Origin of the sequence: Streptomyces flavalbus (assembly GCF_042674625.1) — a bacterium.
Taxonomy (GTDB): Bacteria; Actinomycetota; Actinomycetes; order Streptomycetales; family Streptomycetaceae; genus Streptomyces; species Streptomyces flavalbus.
In genome coordinates, this window is the sequence record NZ_JBHTEB010000001.1 from 234,374 (window position 1) to 251,516 (window position 17,143).

Annotated in this window: 14 protein-coding genes and 1 pseudogene; 10 read left to right on the plus strand and 5 right to left on the minus strand. The window is 72.1% G+C overall.

From position 1 onward, the window contains the following. The first annotated feature begins 45 nt into the window (after window positions 1-45). Together ACFQZ6_RS01010 and ACFQZ6_RS01015 are read left to right on the plus strand one after the other, a co-directional pair. On the plus strand, window positions 46-882 hold the full coding sequence (locus tag ACFQZ6_RS01010) for an SDR family NAD(P)-dependent oxidoreductase (protein ID WP_381604414.1): 837 nt from the start codon (window positions 46-48) through the stop codon (window positions 880-882). Window positions 883-934: 52 nt separating this feature from the next. Next, on the plus strand, window positions 935-1,711 hold the full coding sequence (locus tag ACFQZ6_RS01015; protein ID WP_381604415.1) for an SDR family oxidoreductase: 777 nt from the start codon (window positions 935-937) through the stop codon (window positions 1,709-1,711). 153 nt (window positions 1,712-1,864) lie between these two features. Here the strand turns inward: ACFQZ6_RS01015 and ACFQZ6_RS01020 are convergent, their stop codons facing one another. After that, window positions 1,865-3,292 (minus strand): FAD-dependent oxidoreductase, encoded by a 1,428-nt coding sequence (locus ACFQZ6_RS01020; protein ID WP_381604416.1) that lies wholly within the window; start codon window positions 3,290-3,292, stop codon window positions 1,865-1,867. Window positions 3,293-3,664: 372 nt separating this feature from the next. On the opposite strand from ACFQZ6_RS01020, the gene ACFQZ6_RS01025 reads away from it, so the two are divergent. Together ACFQZ6_RS01025 and ACFQZ6_RS01030 are read left to right on the plus strand one after the other, a co-directional pair. Next, window positions 3,665-5,059, plus strand: a complete 1,395-nt coding sequence (locus ACFQZ6_RS01025) for an amidohydrolase family protein (RefSeq protein WP_381604417.1) — start codon at window positions 3,665-3,667, stop codon at window positions 5,057-5,059. 356 nt (window positions 5,060-5,415) lie between these two features. Next, the gene (locus ACFQZ6_RS01030) at window positions 5,416-6,174 is read left to right on the plus strand and encodes an RICIN domain-containing protein (RefSeq protein ID WP_381604418.1); all 759 of its coding nucleotides are present in this window, start codon (window positions 5,416-5,418) and stop codon (window positions 6,172-6,174) included. 129 nt (window positions 6,175-6,303) lie between these two features. Here ACFQZ6_RS01030 and ACFQZ6_RS01035 read toward each other — a convergent pair whose 3' ends face one another. Further along, window positions 6,304-8,868, minus strand: a complete 2,565-nt coding sequence (locus tag ACFQZ6_RS01035) for an FtsX-like permease family protein (RefSeq protein WP_381604419.1) — start codon at window positions 8,866-8,868, stop codon at window positions 6,304-6,306. Further along, window positions 8,868-9,656, minus strand: a complete 789-nt coding sequence (locus tag ACFQZ6_RS01040) for an ABC transporter ATP-binding protein (RefSeq protein ID WP_381604420.1) — start codon at window positions 9,654-9,656, stop codon at window positions 8,868-8,870. Before ACFQZ6_RS01040 ends, ACFQZ6_RS01035 begins: the two co-directional genes overlap by 1 nt. A gap of 276 nt (window positions 9,657-9,932) precedes the next feature. Here ACFQZ6_RS01040 and ACFQZ6_RS01045 point away from each other — a divergent pair, with 276 nt between their 5' ends. Both ACFQZ6_RS01045 and ACFQZ6_RS01050 read left to right on the plus strand, forming a co-directional pair. Next, on the plus strand, window positions 9,933-11,240 hold the full coding sequence (locus ACFQZ6_RS01045) for a sensor histidine kinase (protein ID WP_381604421.1): 1,308 nt from the start codon (window positions 9,933-9,935) through the stop codon (window positions 11,238-11,240). Next, window positions 11,212-11,898: a response regulator gene (locus ACFQZ6_RS01050; protein ID WP_381604422.1), complete on the plus strand. Its 687-nt coding sequence runs from the start codon at window positions 11,212-11,214 to the stop codon at window positions 11,896-11,898. Before ACFQZ6_RS01045 ends, ACFQZ6_RS01050 begins: the two co-directional genes overlap by 29 nt. 27 nt (window positions 11,899-11,925) lie before the next feature. Here the strand turns inward: ACFQZ6_RS01050 and ACFQZ6_RS01055 are convergent, their stop codons facing one another. Continuing rightward, window positions 11,926-12,546 (minus strand): TetR/AcrR family transcriptional regulator, encoded by a 621-nt coding sequence (locus ACFQZ6_RS01055; RefSeq protein WP_381604423.1) that lies wholly within the window; start codon window positions 12,544-12,546, stop codon window positions 11,926-11,928. Between the two features lie 143 nt (window positions 12,547-12,689). Here ACFQZ6_RS01055 and ACFQZ6_RS01060 point away from each other — a divergent pair, with 143 nt between their 5' ends. The 4 genes and pseudogenes from ACFQZ6_RS01060 (at window position 12,690) to ACFQZ6_RS01075 (ending at window position 15,946) form a co-directional block, all read left to right on the plus strand. Then, window positions 12,690-13,649, plus strand: a complete 960-nt coding sequence (locus tag ACFQZ6_RS01060) for a quinone oxidoreductase family protein (protein WP_381604424.1) — start codon at window positions 12,690-12,692, stop codon at window positions 13,647-13,649. Between the two features lie 489 nt (window positions 13,650-14,138). Continuing rightward, entirely contained in the window at window positions 14,139-15,116 is a 978-nt protein-coding gene (locus tag ACFQZ6_RS01065; protein ID WP_381604425.1) for an alpha/beta hydrolase, read from the plus strand. Window positions 15,117-15,353: 237 nt separating this feature from the next. Then, window positions 15,354-15,434: pseudogene (locus ACFQZ6_RS01070) on the plus strand (molybdopterin-dependent oxidoreductase); the annotation flags it as partial. A 224-nt stretch (window positions 15,435-15,658) separates the two neighbouring features. Next, on the plus strand, window positions 15,659-15,946 hold the full coding sequence (locus tag ACFQZ6_RS01075; protein ID WP_381604426.1) for a DUF6510 family protein: 288 nt from the start codon (window positions 15,659-15,661) through the stop codon (window positions 15,944-15,946). A 146-nt stretch (window positions 15,947-16,092) separates the two neighbouring features. Here the strand turns inward: ACFQZ6_RS01075 and ACFQZ6_RS01080 are convergent, their stop codons facing one another. After that, window positions 16,093-17,058, minus strand: coding sequence for a glycoside hydrolase family 6 protein (locus ACFQZ6_RS01080; protein WP_381604427.1), 966 nt, complete (start codon window positions 17,056-17,058; stop codon window positions 16,093-16,095). Window positions 17,059-17,143 lie beyond the last annotated feature (85 nt).

Consider the following 17,143-nt stretch of genomic DNA (forward strand, 5'->3'; position numbering starts at 1 on the left):
AAGCAGGAAACCCCGGCGACGGGGAAGCAACGAGAGAGGTTTCTCATGGCTACATGGTTCGTCACCGGCGCCTCCCGCGGAATCGGCGCGGAAATCGCCCGCTCCGCGCTGGCGAACGGAAACGACGTGGTCGTCGCCGTCCGCGATCCGGAGCGAATCCCCGCCGACCTGAAGGATGCGGACAACGTCCTCCCCGTCACCCTCGACGTCACGGACAACGACAGCATCCCGCACGCCGTGGCGGCGGCCGTCGACAGGTTCGGCGGGATCGACGTCCTGGTCAACAACGCCGGGCGCGGCCTGCTCGGCGCGCTGGAGGAGATCACCGACGCTGAGGCCCGTTCGCTCTTCGACCTGAACGTGTTCGGCCTGATCAACGTCACGCGTGCCGTCCTTCCCGTCATGCGCGGGCAGGGCTCGGGCAAGCTGGTGCACATCGGCTCCCGCTCCGGCTTCGAGGGTGAGCCCGGCGTCAGCCTGTACTCGGCCTCGAAGTTCGCCGTGGCCGGCATCAGCGAGGCGCTCTCGGTGGAGATGGCCCCGTTCGGCATCCAGTCGATGGTGGTCGAACCGGGGGTCTTCCGCACCGACTTCCTCGACTCCAGCTCCCTGTCGGTCGCCGCGCACCGCATCGCCGACTACGACGGCACCCCCGCGCACGTGACGCTGGACTGGATCGACAAGGCCAACCACGCCCAGCTCGGCGACCCGGTCAAGGGCGCCGCCCTGATCGTGGAGGTCACCTCGACGGAGAAGCTCCCCACCCACCTGTACCTGGGCCGCGACACGCTGGAGCGCCTCGAGGTCAAGCTCCAGCAGATCCGCGACGACCTGGAGCCGTGGCGGGAGAAGTCCGCCGCCACCGCTCACGACGACGCCTGATCTGCCTGAGCCCACGGCACAGCCCCTCAACACCTAGGAACGAGGTTCTCTTATGTCTGCCCTGCTCACCGGAACCCCCCTGGCCGGTCGCGTCGCCGTGGTCTCCGGCGCCTCAAGCGGGATGGGCGCCGCCACCGCCGTACGCCTGGCCGAACTCGGAGCCTCCGTGGTCGCCCTCGCCCGACGCAGGGAGCGCCTGGAAAGCGTCGTCAAGGACATCGAGGCCGACGGCGGTACCGCCCTCGCCCTCCCCGTCGACGTCACGGACCGCGAGGCCGTCCAAGCCGCCGCGGTCGAGGTCGCCGACCGCTTCGGCACGGCCGACCTGGTGTTCAACAACGCGGGTGTCCAGCTCATCTCGGGCATCGAGGAACTGAAGGTCGACGACTGGCAGCGCCAGATCGACCTCAACATCACCGGCCTGATGAACGTCATCGCCGCCTTCCTCCCCCACCTCACCGAGGCAGCCGCGCACGGCAGGCCCGCGGACCTGATCAACACGTCCTCGATCGCGGCCACCAGGATCCTGGAGAAGTTCTCGATCTACTCGGGCACCAAGGCGTACATCAGCCACCTCACCCGGCTGCTCCGCGTCGAGCTGGGCCGCAAGATGGTCCGCGTCGCCACCATCGAGCCCGGCATGGTCGACACCGAGCTGCCCGACCACGTGACCGACCCGGACGCGTCCAAGCTCATGGCCGACCTCATCCACGACATCGACGTCCTCCAGGGCGCCGACGTGGCCGAGACCGTGGCCTTCATGGCCGCCGTGCCCCGCCATGTGAACCTCACCGAGATCACCATCCTGCCCACCGCCCAGGCGATCTGAGCCCACGCCGCACGGTGGGGCGGGGGAGAACAGCCAGTGCCGCTTCTCCCCCGCACAGGCGTGCCGACCGCCCCGCTACAGGCCACAGCCCTGTCAGCACACGACACGTCCGAGCCCACGGGCAGCCCGTTGCCCATGGTCGCTCAGACGTCGTCAGAACCCCTGCGGGCGAGGACGGCTCCGATCGCGGACGATCTTCTCCCACTCCTCCCTGGACGGCCCGGTCGGACGCGGAAGCGTGCCGGACCGTGCCGCGAGCCACCGCGTCACACGCCCACGTACCTCGTCGGTGCCGAACGCCTCCTCGGGCTTGGCCAGCATGTGGCGGGCGCGTGCCCAGGCGCGCATGACCACGGGATCATCGAGCGCGCAGGCGAAGCGTGCCGCCTTCAGTCGGCCTTCGTCGTCGTCCACCGGTGGGGTCGCGGCCCCTGAGAGCCGCGCCTGAGTGTCTCGGTCGGCGGTTACCTGAACGTCGTACCAGGGTTTGAGGACGCGCTCGGCCCAGCGGCCGTAGGCGTCCGCGTAGACGTGGGGGTAGGCCACGGCATCCGCGGTGGCCGCGATCCGCTGAGCGGCCCAGAGCCCGAGGGTTATGCCCTGGGTGAGCGTGGGGTTCGTGTGGACGAGGGCGTCGCCCGCCCGGACGAGACCGGTGACGTGGGGGCCTCGCTCGTCCGCGGTGGGGCTCCACTGGTTGTCGAGGCCAGCCATGATGTGCACGCCGTCCATCGGCTTGGCGCCCTCGGCGAGCCAGGTCCCCGAGGACGGGAACAGGGCGGCGAGGGCGTCGAAGACGTCGGGATCTTTCAGGGCGGGCAGCGTGGGGTCGTTGGTGGGGCACACCAGTGCCACGCCCAGCAGATCGTTGTCCGAGGGGAACGCGATGCTCAACGCGTAGGGAGAGGCCGAGGTGTAGGGAGTGCGGCTGGCGGGTCGCGTGCCCGGAGACATGCGGTACCAGCGGCAGGCATAGGCCATGCCGACGCGGTGCCGCTCGCTCGTCGGCGGCCGCGCGTCAAGGGCGTCCAGCCAGCCTCCGACGGGCGAGCGTCGTCCTGCCGCGTCCACGACCAGGTCGGCGTCCAACTGACCGCCCGCGAGCGTGACTCCCGTTACCTGAGGTGGCTGACCGGGGGCGCGCCGGGTTCGCAGCCCACGCACCCGGGCGCCTTGCGGGAGGCGCACGTTGCGCTGGGAGTCCACTGCTGAGCGCAGGGCGGTCTCCAGCAGGACGCGCCGTGTGCGGACGAGCACCAGGTGCTCGTCGCCCGCGCGATAGGCGGGGCGCGGGTCGAACCAGTCGAGTTCGTGCTGCTCCCAGGCGCCCAACCGCCGCAGATGGTCGTAGACATCGGGCGCCTCGGCCCGCAGGACCTCACGAGCCGGGCTGAGCAGCGCGTGCGGCTGTATCGCCTGGGGTGCGCGGGGCCGCTGCCAGGCGAAGAAGTCCTCGTCGATGCGGCCGGTGACCGAGCGCTCCTCCCGTTCGCACAGGGTGACTTCGTGATTGCCGCGCGCCAGAAAGAGCGCCACAGCCATGCCGGTGATGCCTGCGCCGATCACGGCGATGCGTGCCACTGGGCAAACCTTTCGCTTTGTGGCGGGGGCGGAAAGTGCCGCCCCCGCCTGGTGACGCCAGGTCCCGTTGCTCCGGCATCACCTCCCCACCACGAGTCTGACCGGGGAGGCGGCGTGAGACCTCGGCAAACATCGCCTAAGCCAGACGGGGACCCCGTCCATGCGCTGTCGAGAGGCTCTCGTCCGTCGGACGGCGCGCGGTCGCGAGCGAGCCGGTGGCAGAGGGCCAAGCACGTCGCTGGCGCCCTTCCTGGGTGCGGTACACCCAGGAAAACGCCGGTCTGGTTGGCAGGTCGACGGCGACGGAGAGTGCGGGTGTCATCGGCCCGCGCACAGCGGGCGCCTCACCCCCTTCGGTATGGGAGGCCGCACATGTACCTCGACGACGCCACTCGTCAGTCGCTGCTCGCCCAACTGCGCCAGGACGCTGACGCTCCCGATCGCCGGGTCCTGCTGACCGGTGCCACGGTGGTCTCCATGGATCCCGCCATCGGTGTCCTGGACAAGGGTGACGTGCTCATACAGGGCAACGTGATCGCCGCCGTGGGACCGGACCTGAGAGCGCGGGGCTCCATCGCCGACGCGGTGGTCATCGACGCGTCCGGCTGCGTCGTCGCCCCGGGTTTCGTCGACACCCACCGGCACGCCTGGGAGGCGCAGCTACGGCGGATCATGCCGGACGTCGACGACCTCGCCGGGTACGTCACCAGCACGCTGCTGGGCATCGCACCGGTGTACCGGCCCGTCGACATGTATGTCGGCACCAAGCTGGCGGCGTTGACGGCGCTGGACGGTGGTGTCACCACCATGCTGGACTTCTCCCACAACTCCCGTACCGCCGAGCACTCCGACGCGGCGGTGCAGGCGCTGCTGGACACCGGCATCCGCGGGGTGCACGCCGCCATGGCACCGCACTTCGGGGACTGGGACAAGCAGTGGCCGACCGATGTGGCTCGTCTGCGGGACCAGTACGGCAGCCCGCTGCTGACGTTCCGGCTGGCCTGTCTGGCCACCGACGAGATCGCCGGACCCGCCCTGGCGTACGGACCCGAACTGGCCCGTACGGCGGCGGAGTTGGGGGTCGGGGTGAGCGTGGACGCCGTTTTCGGTCCGGCTTCCTCCCAGTCCATCCTGACCTGGGAAGAGGCGGGCCTGCTGGGTCCCGACGTCACACTCATCCACTCCACCGGCCTGACCGGCGAGGCGTGGCAGGCGATCGGCGCCACCGGAACGACGGTCGCCCTGGCGCCCACGTCCGACGCGCAGATCGGTCTGGAGAGCGCGATCCCGGCGGTGGACGAGGCCCTCGCCGTCGGCGTGCGTCCCGGCCTGAGCATCGACGTGGAGGTGGCGCTGGCCAGCGACATGTTCACGCAGATGCGGGCCCTGCACGCCATCCAGCGTATGCGGGCGGTCAACGCCGTGTACGGAACCGAGCGGGAGCCGTCCCGGATCGGCGTGCACGACGTGCTGGACTTCGCGACCCTCCAGGGGGCCCGCACCAACGGGTTGGGGGACGTGACGGGCTCGATCACGGTGGGCAAGCAGGCCGACCTGCTGGTCATCCGTGCCGAGGACGTCAACAACATGCCGCTCAACGACGCGGTGGGCACCGTGGTCCTCGGCTCGGACGCCCGCAACATCGACACGGTCTTCGTCGCCGGGCAGGTCCGCAAGTGGAACGGCCAACTGCTCGACGTCGACATCGAGGCGCTGCGCGGTGAGGTCGCGGCCTCCCGCGACCACATCATGGCCAACGCCTCCTGATCGACGTGAGTCCGACGTAGGTGCTGCTCACCGATGCGTGATCGGAGCGGCCCGGATCACACTGACGTGGCGCCCATCGCCCCCTGCGCCCCGGCCTGACGGCAGTCGGCTGGGGTCGCAGGGGGCGTTGTCACCGGCGGTATGACAGTCACCGACACGAAAGCACCTCGCACGTCATGTTGGACAAGCGTGAGCCCACTCAGTCAGGTTCAGCGAGCGGTCGAACCGCCCGGGAGTCCGCGTCGACACGGCTGGACCCCGCCAAGGCAGCCGTCGCGCGCGCCGCCCTGGCTCGTGCCGCGGCAGCCCACCGATCCACCCCGACGGAAGAGCAGGAGGGGGCGGACCAAGCGGACATGCCGTCGCCCGGGGCCGGGCGGGTGGCGTCGCCACGCCACCGGGTCGCTGCCGCGCTGCGCTGGGCCCTGGCTCGCCCCGGGGTGCTGACGGTCGCCGGAGCGGTCTGCATCGGCATGGCGACGGCTCTGGTGATCACCGCAGCCGTCGGCGACGGCGATCCCCATGCCGCTCCCCAGGACACAGACCGTCCGCAGGTCGGCACGCACCAGGACGCGGGAGCGGGAGAGTCCGCCACCAGTGGCGCCCCTCAGGCGTCACGGGAGCCGGCCGCCGCGACGACGGACACGGCCCGCGGCAGCCGCCCTGAGTCCGCTGCCGCCTCGCCGTCGCAGCAGTCGGTCACGCCCACCGCGTCGGCGGCCCCGACAGCGACGCGGCCCGCGGAAGGGGCGGTCGCTTCGGCGGCCACCCTCCTGCGCGTGGCCGCGTCGGGCGGATGCCTGACCGCTCAGCGGGGCGGCCTGGTGGTCAGCCCGTGTGTCTCCTCCCCCGCCCAGAAGTGGGTACTGGCGGACGGGAACCTGCGCTCGGGTGACCTGTGTGCGACGGTGCCCGACGGCCGGAACGCCGACCGGACGCCGGTGGTGATGTCGGGGTGCTCCGGCCTGCCGGGACAGCTCTTCACCCTCTCGTCGGGCAGCCTGCTGTCGGTGGCGTCCGGCAAGTGCCTGGACCTCTTCGGTGGGGCGTCGGGCACCGAGGTCGTGCTGTGGGAGTGCAACGGCCGCGACAACCAACAGTGGACCACGGCCTGAGGGGCCTGCTGGACGCTACGGCGCTTCCCGGGGTGCCGAGCAGGGCACGCCGCCCCGGGGAAGCGCCAGCTCTGTCACATCCTGAGACCGTCCCATCCTTCGGACGCCGCCCCGCTTCCGGTGCGGCCGTCACTCCTTGGCGCCGATCGCCTCCACCGCCGGGGCCCGGAGCATCAGCCGGGTCGGCAGCATCGCTCCCGCCACCGCCAGCAGCGCCGTCGATCCGACGATCGTGAGCCAGCCCAGCACCGGCACGGTCGGCACGGGAGTGCCGGTGAGCGCCAGGGCGACCAGGGCCAGCGGCGGCACCGACAGCAGGGTGCCCAGGACTCCCCCGACGGCGGCGACCGTGACGCTCTCGCGCCGCATCATGCCCAGCACCTGGGACCGGGTCGTGCCGGTCAGTCGCAACAGCGCGAACTCCCGCCTGCGCGTCGCCGTGTTCATCGCCTGGGTGTTGACGACCGTGAGGGCGGTGTAGGCGATGATGACGCCGACGACGACGTAGTTCACCCAGGCCAGCGCCCGCTGCTCGGCGATGTGGGCGTCGGCGGCGAGCGTGCCGCGCACGGTGGTGCCGGGGTAACCGGCGGCCAGCTCGCGGAGTCGGGGCGCGGCGTCCGGCGCCGAGCGGATCAGCACCGACTGGTCGGCGTGCGCGGTGGTGTGGGCCAGCAGCAGGTCGTGTTCGAAGGTGAGGTCGGCGAAGCCGAGTCCGCGTCCGTAGACGGCGACGACCTCGCCGGTGAAGGGCGTGCCGTCCCCGAGGTGGAGCCGCGCCCGGTCTCCGACGCCGAGTCCCAGCCAGGAGGCCGCCGTCGTACTGACGGCCACGGTGTCGGGGCCCAGGGCGGACAGCTCTCCCTCCCGGACGTCCAGGTCGACGGTGTCGGCCAGGGCGGAGGGCTTGAGGCCCTGGGCGCTCAGGGAGACGGTCTCCTCCTCACCCAGCAGGCTGCCCACGCCGATGGCCTTGGAGCGTACGACACCGGTGGCGGCCGTCACCCCGGGCAGGTGCGCGGCGCGCTCGGCGAGGTGGGGTGACATGCCCTGGGGGGCGTCGATGACGTGGTTGGCGAGCGTGCCGGTGCGGATGTCGTCCGCGGCCTGCTGGAGCTGGGTGGTCTGGGTGAAGACGACCGTCGCGGCGAAGGACACCGCCAGCAGCAGCGGGGTGACGGCGGCGGCGGTCCGGGCGGCGCGGGCGCGGGAGTTGGCCGCGGCGAGCCAGCCGGTGACGCCCGTGCGGCCCAGGAGGGGCGACAGCAGCGCCATCGCGGCCCGGGTGACGAGCGGGCCGAGGACGGCGGCGGCGATGACGAGCACCAGGACCAGGGAGTTGGCCAGTCCGACCAGGGTCATGAAGTCGGTGCGGTAACCGAGGCCCAGCCCGAGCACGGACACCGCCAGCACGAGCAGGACACCGCCGGTGACCAGCCGTCCGCGGCCGAGCCGGGCGGGTTCGGCCGACGCCTCCCGCAACGCCTCGGTCGGGCGGACACGCGTCGCGCCGCGGGCCGCGACCAGGGCGGAGACCACCGCGGTCAGGACGGTGGCGGCCACCGCGGCCAGGAAGGGAAGCGGGCCCACGACCGGCCGGAAGTCCGGCGGGACCAGGCCGCGTCCGGCGAACTGGCCGCTGAGCCAGTGGACGACGCCCATGCCGAGCGGGCAGCCGAGCACGCCCGCGACCAGAGCGGCGGCCGCGGACTCCGCCGCGATCATGCGGCGGAGCTGGCCGGGGGTGGTGCCGATCGCGCGCAGCAGAGCCATCTCGCGGCGGCGGTGGCGGACGGCGAGGGCGGTGGTGGCGCACAGCACGAACACGGCCACCAGCAGGACGTTCCCGCCGATGGCGGTGGAGAGCTGGACCAGGTTGGCGGCGCCCACGGCGATGTCGGTGAACTCCGCCTTCCCCCGGTCGTCGCCGGTGTACACCGCGGCCTGACGCCCTGCCAGCACCCGTTCGACCGCCGACGCCACCTCGGAGGTGTCGGCGCCCGGCCGGGTGAGGACGCCGAAGGCGTCGACGCTGGCGCCGGAACGGGGCGCGAGCCGTTCCAGCGCGGCGGCGGAGGCGAACACCACCGCCTGCCGGGGCGAGCGGTCCCCGTCGAGGGCCACCAGTCCGGCCACCCGGAAGGTGAGCGGGGCGGAGGAGGCCATCAGCCGGACGCTGTCACCGGTGCGCACCCCGGCGCGGGCCGCGAGGTCGCCGTCCAGGACGACCTCGCGGGTGCCCCGGGGGCCGTGGCCCTCGGTGAGGGCGAAGCCGCCCAGTGCCCGGCTCTGCCAGGTGTGCGCCCGCGGTACGGCGCCGTTGGCGCCGGTGACGGTCCGTTCCCCGGCGAGCAGGCGGACGGTGGTGGCGCGGTCGGGCACGACGGAGGCGACCCCGTCCACCGCGGCGAGGTCGGCGGCCAGGGAGGCGTCGAGCCGTGGCCGTTCCGACAGGGGCTGGGAGCTTCGGTAGGAGGATCCGTCGGCGGACTTCACCTGGAGGTCGACGTCCTGTCCGCCAGCGACGATGACGGGGGCCTTGGCGTACCGCTCGGGTGGAACGGCCGAACGCAGCCCCGATTCCAGGAGGATCCCGCAGGCGCTGATCACGGCCGCTCCCAGGAGGAGCGCGGTGAAGGTGGCCGCGAAGGCTCCGGCGCGGGTGCGCAGGGTGGCGAGGGCGATGCGCAGCATCAGCGGGTCCTCCGCAGTCGGGCCATGGCGTCCTTGATGCGCGGGACGGAGGGCGCGTCCACGCGGCTGACCACGCGTCCGGAGGCCAGCAGGACGACCTGGTCGGTGTGCTGCGCCGCCGCCGGGTCATGGGTGACCATCACGACGGTCTGGTGCAGGTCGGTGACGGCCCGCCGGAGCAGCGCGAGGATGTCCTCGGCGGTGTCGGGGTCGAGGGCGCCGGTCGGCTCGTCCGCGAAGATCACCTCGGGGCGGGTGATGAGGGCGCGGGCGATGGCGACCCGTTGCTGCTGTCCGCCGGACAGCTCAGCGGGGCGGCGGCCGAGCAGGCCCGTGAGTCCGACCGCGGCGGTGACGCCGTGCACGGTGTCGTGGTCGGTGCCCGCGTCGGCGAGGCGCAGCGGCAGGGTGATGTTCTGCTCGACGGTGAGGGAGGGCAGCAGGTTGAAGGCCTGGAAGACGAAGCCGATGCGGGTCCGTCGGAAGCGGGTGAGCTGGGTTTCGTTCAGCTCGCCGAGGTCCTGCCCGCCGAGCCGCACGGTGCCGGACGTCGGCCGGTCAAGCCCGGCGGCGCAGTGCAGGAAGGTGCTCTTGCCCGACCCGGAGGGGCCCATGACGGCGGTGAAGCTGCCAGCGGCGACGCCGATGCTGACGTCGTCGAGTGCGGTGACCTTGGCGGGCCCGCGGCCGTACTCCTTGGTCACCTGGGTCAGCCGTACGGCCGCGCGGGTGGGATCGATGCCGATCGGATCGCCGGGAACCGGTTCCCGGCCGCGCACTCGGAACATGGTGGAACCTCACGTCGAGGGGAGGATGTTGGGGTCCTTCCAGTGCACCGGGTCGCGACGCCCCCAGCCTCCGCCCGCACGCCGAACCGGCCGCTCCGCCTGCCGGGTGAGAGGGGTTCGGGCCTCCTCCGGCCGAAGGAGAGCCGACGGCATCCAGCACCTCGCCGGGAACGGCGTCTCCTCCTTGGGGAGGAGGACCCGGAGGAGGAAGCCCGCCCCCGTGGTTCCCACCTGAGGAGGTGAGCACTGATGAGCGGCGGCTTTAGGGTTGCGGACATGAGAGTGTGGGGGTCCTTCGCGAGCCGCCCGGTGCCGGGCGCGGTGACGGATGGGGCGCTGGCCGTCCTCACGGCGGCCACGTGCCTGGCCCTGCCCGCGGCGGTCCCGCCCGGAGGGGCGGACCTGCGGTCGCCGGACGGCTGGTGGCTCGCGCTGGCGCTGCTGTCGACCCTCCCCCTCGCCGTGCACCGCATGGTGCCGCTGGCGAGCCTGCTGGTGATGGCCGTCGCGTCCGGCACGCTCCAGCACCTCTCCTACGTCCCCCAGCTCGCCGGGCCCGACGGCACCTCGATCGGGCCCACGTACCTGGCCCTCGCGGCTGCCGTGTTCCTCACCGCCGTACGCTGCGCGCCGCGGGTGACGACCTTCGTGGCCGCCGTGTTCATCCCGTCGAGCGCCGTGGCGGAGGCCGTCCTCGCCCCGGCGGGGCACCGGCTCGCCGCCCTGCTCACCGACGCCGTGCTCCTGCTGGCGGCCTGGGCGCTGGGTCGGCTCTCCCGGGCGCGGGCGGCCGTACGGGACGAGGCGATGCGGCGCGCCGCCGCCCTGGAGCGCGAACAGGCCGCCAACGCGCGGGCCGCGGTGATGCGGGAGCGGGCCCGGATCGCCCGCGAACTGCACGACATCGTGGCCCACAACGTGAGCCTCATGGTCGTGCAGACCATCGCGGCCGACCGCGTCCAGGACCGCTCCCCCGACAAGGCCCACGAACTGCACGCCACCGTCGAGCAGACGGGCCGGGCCACCGTCACCGAGCTGCGCCGCCTGCTGGACGTCCTGCGCACCGACGAGGACACCGGGGCGGCACCGTCCAAGGAGCCTCCGCAGCCGACCATCGACGCCCTGCCCGCCCTCCTCGACGCCGTGCGCGCCACGGGTCTTCGGGCGGACTACGAGGTGTCCGGCACGCCGGTCGAGCTGCCCGCGGGGTACCACCTGACGGTGTACCGCATCGTGCAGGAGGCGCTGACCAACACGGTCAAGCACGCTGGCGCGACCCGTACCCGGGTGCGGCTGCTGTGGGACGAGGAACCCGAGCGGCTGCACGTCCGCGTCTGCGACGACGGCCCGGTCGGCGCGGGCCCGGCCCCGGCGGTCCGGGCGCCCGTGTCCCCCGGCGGTCCCGGTCATGGTCTGCTGGGCATGAGGGAGCGGATCGCCGCGACGGGCGGCACCCTCCACACCGGCCCGCGGCCCGGCGGCGGATACTGCGTGCACGCCGTCCTTCACCTGCCCGAGCCGGACGGCACCACGAACACCGGAGGAACCGCACACCATGGGGTCCATCAGCGTCCTGCTGGCTGACGACCAGCCGATGATCCGCACCGGTTTCCGGTACATCCTCGAGGCCGAGCCGGACATCGACGTCGTGGGTGAGGCGGCCGACGGTCAGCAGGCCGTCGAGGAGACCCGGAGGCTGTCACCCGACGTCGTCCTCATGGACATCCGGATGCCCGGCATGGACGGCGTCGAGGCGACCCGCCTGATCGCCGGGAGCGGGCTGCCCAGCCGGGTCATCATCCTCACCACGTTCGACCTGGACGAGCACGTCGTCGACGCCCTGCGCGCGGGCGCGAGCAGCTTCCTCGTCAAGGACGGTCCGGCCGACTCCCTGGTGGCGGCCATCCGCACGGTGACCGCGGGCGAGGCCGTGCTCGCACCGCGCGTCACCCGCCGCCTGCTCGACCGCTTCGCCCGCCTGCCCTCCGAGACCCCGCCCGCCGTCCCACCGCGCCTGGACACCCTGACCGGCCGCGAGTTGGACGTCCTGCGCACTCTCGCCCGTGGACTGTCCAACGCGGAGATCGCCGCGGAGCTGAAGATCGGCGAGACGACGGTGAAGACCCACATCGCCCACATCCTTGAGAAATTCCACCTGCGGGACCGGGTACAGGCGGTCATCCTCGCCTACGACACCGGCCTGGTGACCCCCCGCACCATCAACCCGCCCGAACCGTCCTGACGGCGGAGCAGCGCCCGAGCCGCCCGCTCACTGTCCTGCTCGCGTGCCGTGGGGTGAGACGCCGAGCAGCGGGAGCCACACCGTGTCCACGATCTCGACGATGTTCTCGTCCGGCACCTCGGCCATGGCCATCAGCATGTCGTGGCGCACCAGGTCGAAGGGCAAGTTCACCACGCGATCGGAACGCGGTACGTCCGTCAGCTCGCCGCGCTCGACGGCGCGGTCGACGAGCGTCGCGAAGGGGGGCCTCTGGTCCCCGGGGCGCAGGCGGCTGCGCAGGTCGCCGAAGTTGGTGCCGGTCTCGCGGAAGTAGTCCGCCAACTGGACGCGCAGGAGTATCACCGTACGGGCCCGCTCGGCGTTGACCGTGCGCAGGAGGGTGAGGGCGTCTTGCCGGAGGCTGCCGGTGTCGGGGATGTCCAGGGGACGCCAGTGCCGGGTGAGTGTGGCGATGAGGAGGTCCTCACGCTGCGGCCAGCGCCGGTAGAGCACCGGCTTGCTGGTTCCGGCGCGTGCTGCGATGGCCTCGTAGGTGAAGCCGCTGTAGCCCAGTTCGACCAGCACCTCCCAGGCGGCATCGGTGATCGCGTTCTCCAGGGTGGCGCCCCTGCGCCGGGTGGGAGTGCTCTCCGTGCGCCGCTCACTCACCGCGACCCCCTATGTCCATTTTCATGAGATTTCTTCGCCCTTTTAGATTCGCTTGCGTATCTTAACTTGCGTCCGTACGCTCGGAACCACAAGAAACGGCGCAGTATCTTATCGGTGCCGTGTGCCACACGGAGGAAACGCCCATGTCCTTGATCAATGCCGCGCTCGTGGAGTCCTTCGACGAGCCGCCGCACTTCCGCTCCGTCCCCGCCCCCGAGGCCGCCCCCGGTCAGGAACTGGTGGACGTCCTCGCCGTCGGTGTGCACCCCGCCACCCGCGGCATCGCCGCTGGCAAGCACTACACCAGTCCCAGGACACTGCCCGCCCTGGCGGGTGCCGACGCCGTCGTCCGCCGGGCGGACGGCAGCCTCGGCTACGTCATGGTCATGGGCGCTGGCACCCTGGCCGAGCGCATCGCCATCGATCCGGGCGCCGTCGTCCCGGTCCCGGACGGAACCGATCCCGCACTCCTGGCCGCCACCATGAACCCCGCCCTGTCCTCATGGACCGCGCTGCGCACGCGCGTCCCGTTCCGGGCGGGGCAGTCGGTCCTGGTGCACGGCGCCACCGGCAACGCGGGCTCGATGGCCGTCAAGGTCGCCAAGCACCTCGGCGCGGCGCGGGTGATCGCCGCCGGACGCAACCGCACCCGCCTCGACGAACTCACGGGCCAAGGCGCGGACGCCGTAGTCCGGCTCGTCCCCGACGACGACGCCACCACGGCCGCGCTCGCCGAGGCCGCGGCAGAGGTCGACGTGGTCCTCGACTACGTGTGGGGGCCGCCCACCGAACTCGCGATGCGCGCCGTCCTCGGAGCACGTACCCAGCACACCCGCCTGCTCGACTGGGTGCAGATCGGCGGCACGGGCGGAGACGCGATCACCCTGTCAGGGCACGCCCTGCGCTCCAACGCCTTCCGCGTCCTGGGCAGCGGCTTCGGCTCGGTGGACACGCGGGTCATGCGGCGGGAGTTCACCGAACTCGTCGCCGCGATCGCCGCGAACGGCATGGCGGTGCGCCCGCACCCGTTCCCGCTCGACCAGGTCGAGGCGGCCTGGACCCACCAGGACGCACCCGGCGAGCGCACCGTCATCCTCCTGTGACACACCCGCCACCGACTTCCCGGCGACTCGGTGCTCGCGGTGGTCGAGCACGCCGTCGACGCCGGGGCAGCCATCCTTCCGAAGACGGTCTTGTCGTGGGCTGCCCGTGTCCCGTGGTGCGCCAGCGAGGACGGACCGGCCGAACTCGTCGGGGACTCCGCTGCCGTCTGGACGAAGGGTGATGGACCTCGACCGTTTCGACCCGGCGCGGGCCCATAGCTGTCGCCCCGTCGATGCCGTCGGCCCATGCCGCGCACACGGCCGGGGGCCGGTGGACCGCCCACTGAGACGCGCCCCGCTCGCGCATGACCTTCGGTACCGCGAAGACCAGGCGTCCGCACTCGGGGACGGACGCCTCGTCTCCGCCACCGTCTCCCCGGACCGGACGTCGGCTTGCGCCGCCGCCCACAGCGGGCACCATGAATCCCGGGGAGATCGCCAGGGGGGACCGTGCCCCGTCCCCGGGGCCACACACGTCTGGAGAGCAGAATGACGCAGCTTCCCCCGCCCGTCACGCCCTATCTCGAACCGGCCGCGAAGGAACTGGCCGAGGCCACCGACCCTCACCCGCGGATCTACGAGGTTCCCCCGGAGCAGGGCCGCGACATCCTGCTGGGCCTGCAGAGTGGCGAGGGAGTGCCGCGTCCGGAGGTCGACGAGGAGTGGGTGGAGGTGGACGCGGGCGATTGGGGTACGGTCCGCACCCGCATCATCCGCCCGAAGGGCGCCACAGGTCCGCTGCCCGTGGTCTTCTACATCCACGGCGCCGGATGGGTCTTCGGCGACGACAAAACTCATGACCGCCTCTTCCGCGAACTCGTCGTCGGCGCGGGCGCGGTGGGCGTCTTCCCGGTGTACGACCGGGCGCCGGAGGCGAAGTACCCCACGCAGGTGGAGCAGAACTACGCGGTGGGCCAGTGGGTGCGGAAGAACGGCGCCGACCACGACATGGACACTTCGCGCGTGGCGGTCACCGGCGAGTCCGTCGGCGGGTGCATGTCCGCCGTCTTCGCGCTGATGAACAAGGAGCGCGAAGACGGCCTCGACCTGAAGGCCCAGGTCCTGCTCTACCCGGTGACCGACGCCGACTTCGACACGCCGTCGTACCTGCAGTTCGCCGAGGGCTACTACCTCACGCGCGACGGCATGAAGTGGTTCTGGGACGCGTACACCACCGATCCCGAGGAGCGGATGCAGCACTACGCGTCTCCGCTGCGGTCGACTCTCGACCAGCTCAGGGGCCTGCCCACGACCCTGGTCATCACCGACGAGGCGGACGTCCTGCGCGACGAGGGCGAGAAGTACGCCAACAGGCTCCGCGAGGCGGGCGTCGACGTCACCTCGGTCCGCGTCGCTGGCATGGTCCACGACTTCCTGCTCCTGGACAGCCTCCGCGACACCCGCGCGGCGAACGTCGCGCGCAAACTCGCCATCGACGCACTGCGCACGGCCCTGCACGACGGCTAACCGCACCCCGCCCCCGGCCGACTGATCCACCGGCCGGGGGCGGGGGTCGCCCCGCGCCTCCGGGGGTCGGCGCGCTGGCTCCGTCCCGGCGCCCGTCCTTACCGGTCAGGCCGTCAAGGAGACACGATGACCGTGAAACGGGGCACCCATGTGGCGGACTTGGAGAAGTACAGGTGCCGGATCAGCAGCCGGGCGGTACCGCCGTGGTGCGGGGAGAGCGGGTGGGCGAACTCCAACGACGACGAGCCGGGCTTCTGGGAGCGGGCTGGCTACCACGCGTACGGCGACCCCTGGCGCGAGCAGCGCCACTGGAGCGACGCGAGAGCGCCCCCCACCACCGGCCGCGGTTCCGCCGTCGGCTGGCGCCGGGCACGGCTGACCGCGCGGGAGGCGCAGACGTCTGCGGGCCGACCGGCTTCGTCGAGCACGCCACCGCCCTCGTCCAGTCCCGCGGACGCCTGCCGGGCTCCACCCGCACCGAACGTCTCGGCTGAGCCGCGCACACCGGACGCCCTCCTCCCCCGCGACCGAGGGACACCACCGTGAACCAGCGACCTGCCCACCACCTCCACGGCAACTGCCTTACCGACCCGCTCGCCCAGGACTTCGCGCTCGACCCCACCACGGCCTGGTGGACATGCCCGGACCGCGACGCCGCTTCCTCGGTCGGCCAGTTGCACGTCCACGGCCCCGAACCCGGCCTCACTGGCCGCTGTCCGGGCTGCGCGCAGCTCGCCCTGCGCGTCGTCACCCACCCGGACCGCCTCCGCCTCCGGCTCGGCACCGGCCAGGGCGCGTTCCGCTTCGAGCTGCCCGCGTCCCCGTCGTAGGAGCCGGAGCGGGAACCGGCTCGGCGCAGGCTTGCTGGGCACACGGGTCGCGCAGCGTGCACGAGTTCACCGTGCCCACCTGGAACGGCCAGCCGCACCACCCCGGCGGGCTGCCGGTCGCCGGAGTGGTGGGCGGGAGTCCTGGATCAGTAGCCGTAGATCATCTTGTAGGCGACCTCGGGGAGGAACTGCCCGGCCGTGGAGCCGGTTCCGACACCGCAGTTGCCGTCGGACTCGCCGGGGGTCTTGATCCACAGGAGCATCTCCGCGCCTCCACCCGTCCGGGTGGGCGTGCCGATGCGGCGGCCGGAGGGGTTGCACCACTGGCCGTTGGAGCCGTTGCCGTTGCGGCTGGTGTCCACGACGAACGGCTTGGTGTAGCCGTAGCGGGCGGCCAGTTCGTTGTTGACGGCGTTGCCGTAGGCGGTGTTCTCGGCGGTGGTGAAGTAGTTGGAGACGTTGAGCGAGAAGCCGTGAGCCTGGCGGAGGCCCGCTTCGTGGAGGCGTCGGGCCATGGTCGCCGCGTCGGCCCAGCGCGGGTTGCCAGCGTCCATGTAGACCCAGGTGTTGGGGGCCTGGCGGTTGAACTCGGCGAGGGCACCAGCGAGCATGGCCTCGCGTTCGTCTATCTGGGCCTGGGTCATGCAGCCGTAGTCTCCGAGGGAGTCCGGTTCGAGGACGACGATGGCCGGGCGGGCCGCGATGCCTCCGGCGAACTGGGCGATCCAGCTGGCGTAGGCGGACGGCGAGGCGGCTCCGCCAGCGGAGTGGCCGCCGCAGTAGTCACGGTTGTAGATGTTGTAGGCGACGAGGATGGGCAGCTTGTCCTGGTAGTCCGCCGCTCCGACGTAGGCACCTGTCGCGGTGCCGATGGTGCCGCTCCAGGAGCCGAACCAGCGGGCCATCGGCGTGTTGGCGATGGAGGCGTTGATCGCGGCGGCCCGGCCGTCGCCGGGGTTGGCGGCCACCCACCGCCTCGCGCTTGAGTTGGGGTCCACGTAGAACCCGTTGGTCATGGTGGTGGGGTCGGCCGCGTGGGCGGACGGTGCGGCGGCGAACGCCAGCGGCAGAGCACAGAGCGCTGCCATCAGGGTGCGGAGTCTGCGGCTCAAGACAGTACCTCGGTTTCAGAGGACGTGTACTTTGGGAGCGCTCCCACTGGAAGCGGTCCCAATCGTCTGGGCGGGTGATTGAGCT

Bases quoted from the DNA above. Each gene is read 5' to 3' on its own strand.
- ACFQZ6_RS01010 (WP_381604414.1), top strand. From the start codon at position 46: ATGGCTACATGGTTCGTCACCGGCGCCTCCCGCGGAATCGGCGCGGAA.
- ACFQZ6_RS01065 (WP_381604425.1), top strand. From the start codon at position 14,139: ATGACGCAGCTTCCCCCGCCCGTCACGCCCTATCTCGAACCGGCCGCG.
- ACFQZ6_RS01060 (WP_381604424.1), top strand. From the start codon at position 12,690: ATGTCCTTGATCAATGCCGCGCTCGTGGAGTCCTTCGACGAGCCGCCG.
- ACFQZ6_RS01030 (WP_381604418.1), top strand. From the start codon at position 5,416: ATGCCGTCGCCCGGGGCCGGGCGGGTGGCGTCGCCACGCCACCGGGTC.
- ACFQZ6_RS01040 (WP_381604420.1), bottom strand. From the start codon at position 9,656: ATGTTCCGAGTGCGCGGCCGGGAACCGGTTCCCGGCGATCCGATCGGC.
- ACFQZ6_RS01050 (WP_381604422.1), top strand. From the start codon at position 11,212: ATGGGGTCCATCAGCGTCCTGCTGGCTGACGACCAGCCGATGATCCGC.
- ACFQZ6_RS01025 (WP_381604417.1), top strand. From the start codon at position 3,665: ATGTACCTCGACGACGCCACTCGTCAGTCGCTGCTCGCCCAACTGCGC.
- ACFQZ6_RS01015 (WP_381604415.1), top strand. From the start codon at position 935: ATGTCTGCCCTGCTCACCGGAACCCCCCTGGCCGGTCGCGTCGCCGTG.
- ACFQZ6_RS01035 (WP_381604419.1), bottom strand. From the start codon at position 8,868: ATGCTGCGCATCGCCCTCGCCACCCTGCGCACCCGCGCCGGAGCCTTC.
- ACFQZ6_RS01045 (WP_381604421.1), top strand. From the start codon at position 9,933: ATGAGAGTGTGGGGGTCCTTCGCGAGCCGCCCGGTGCCGGGCGCGGTG.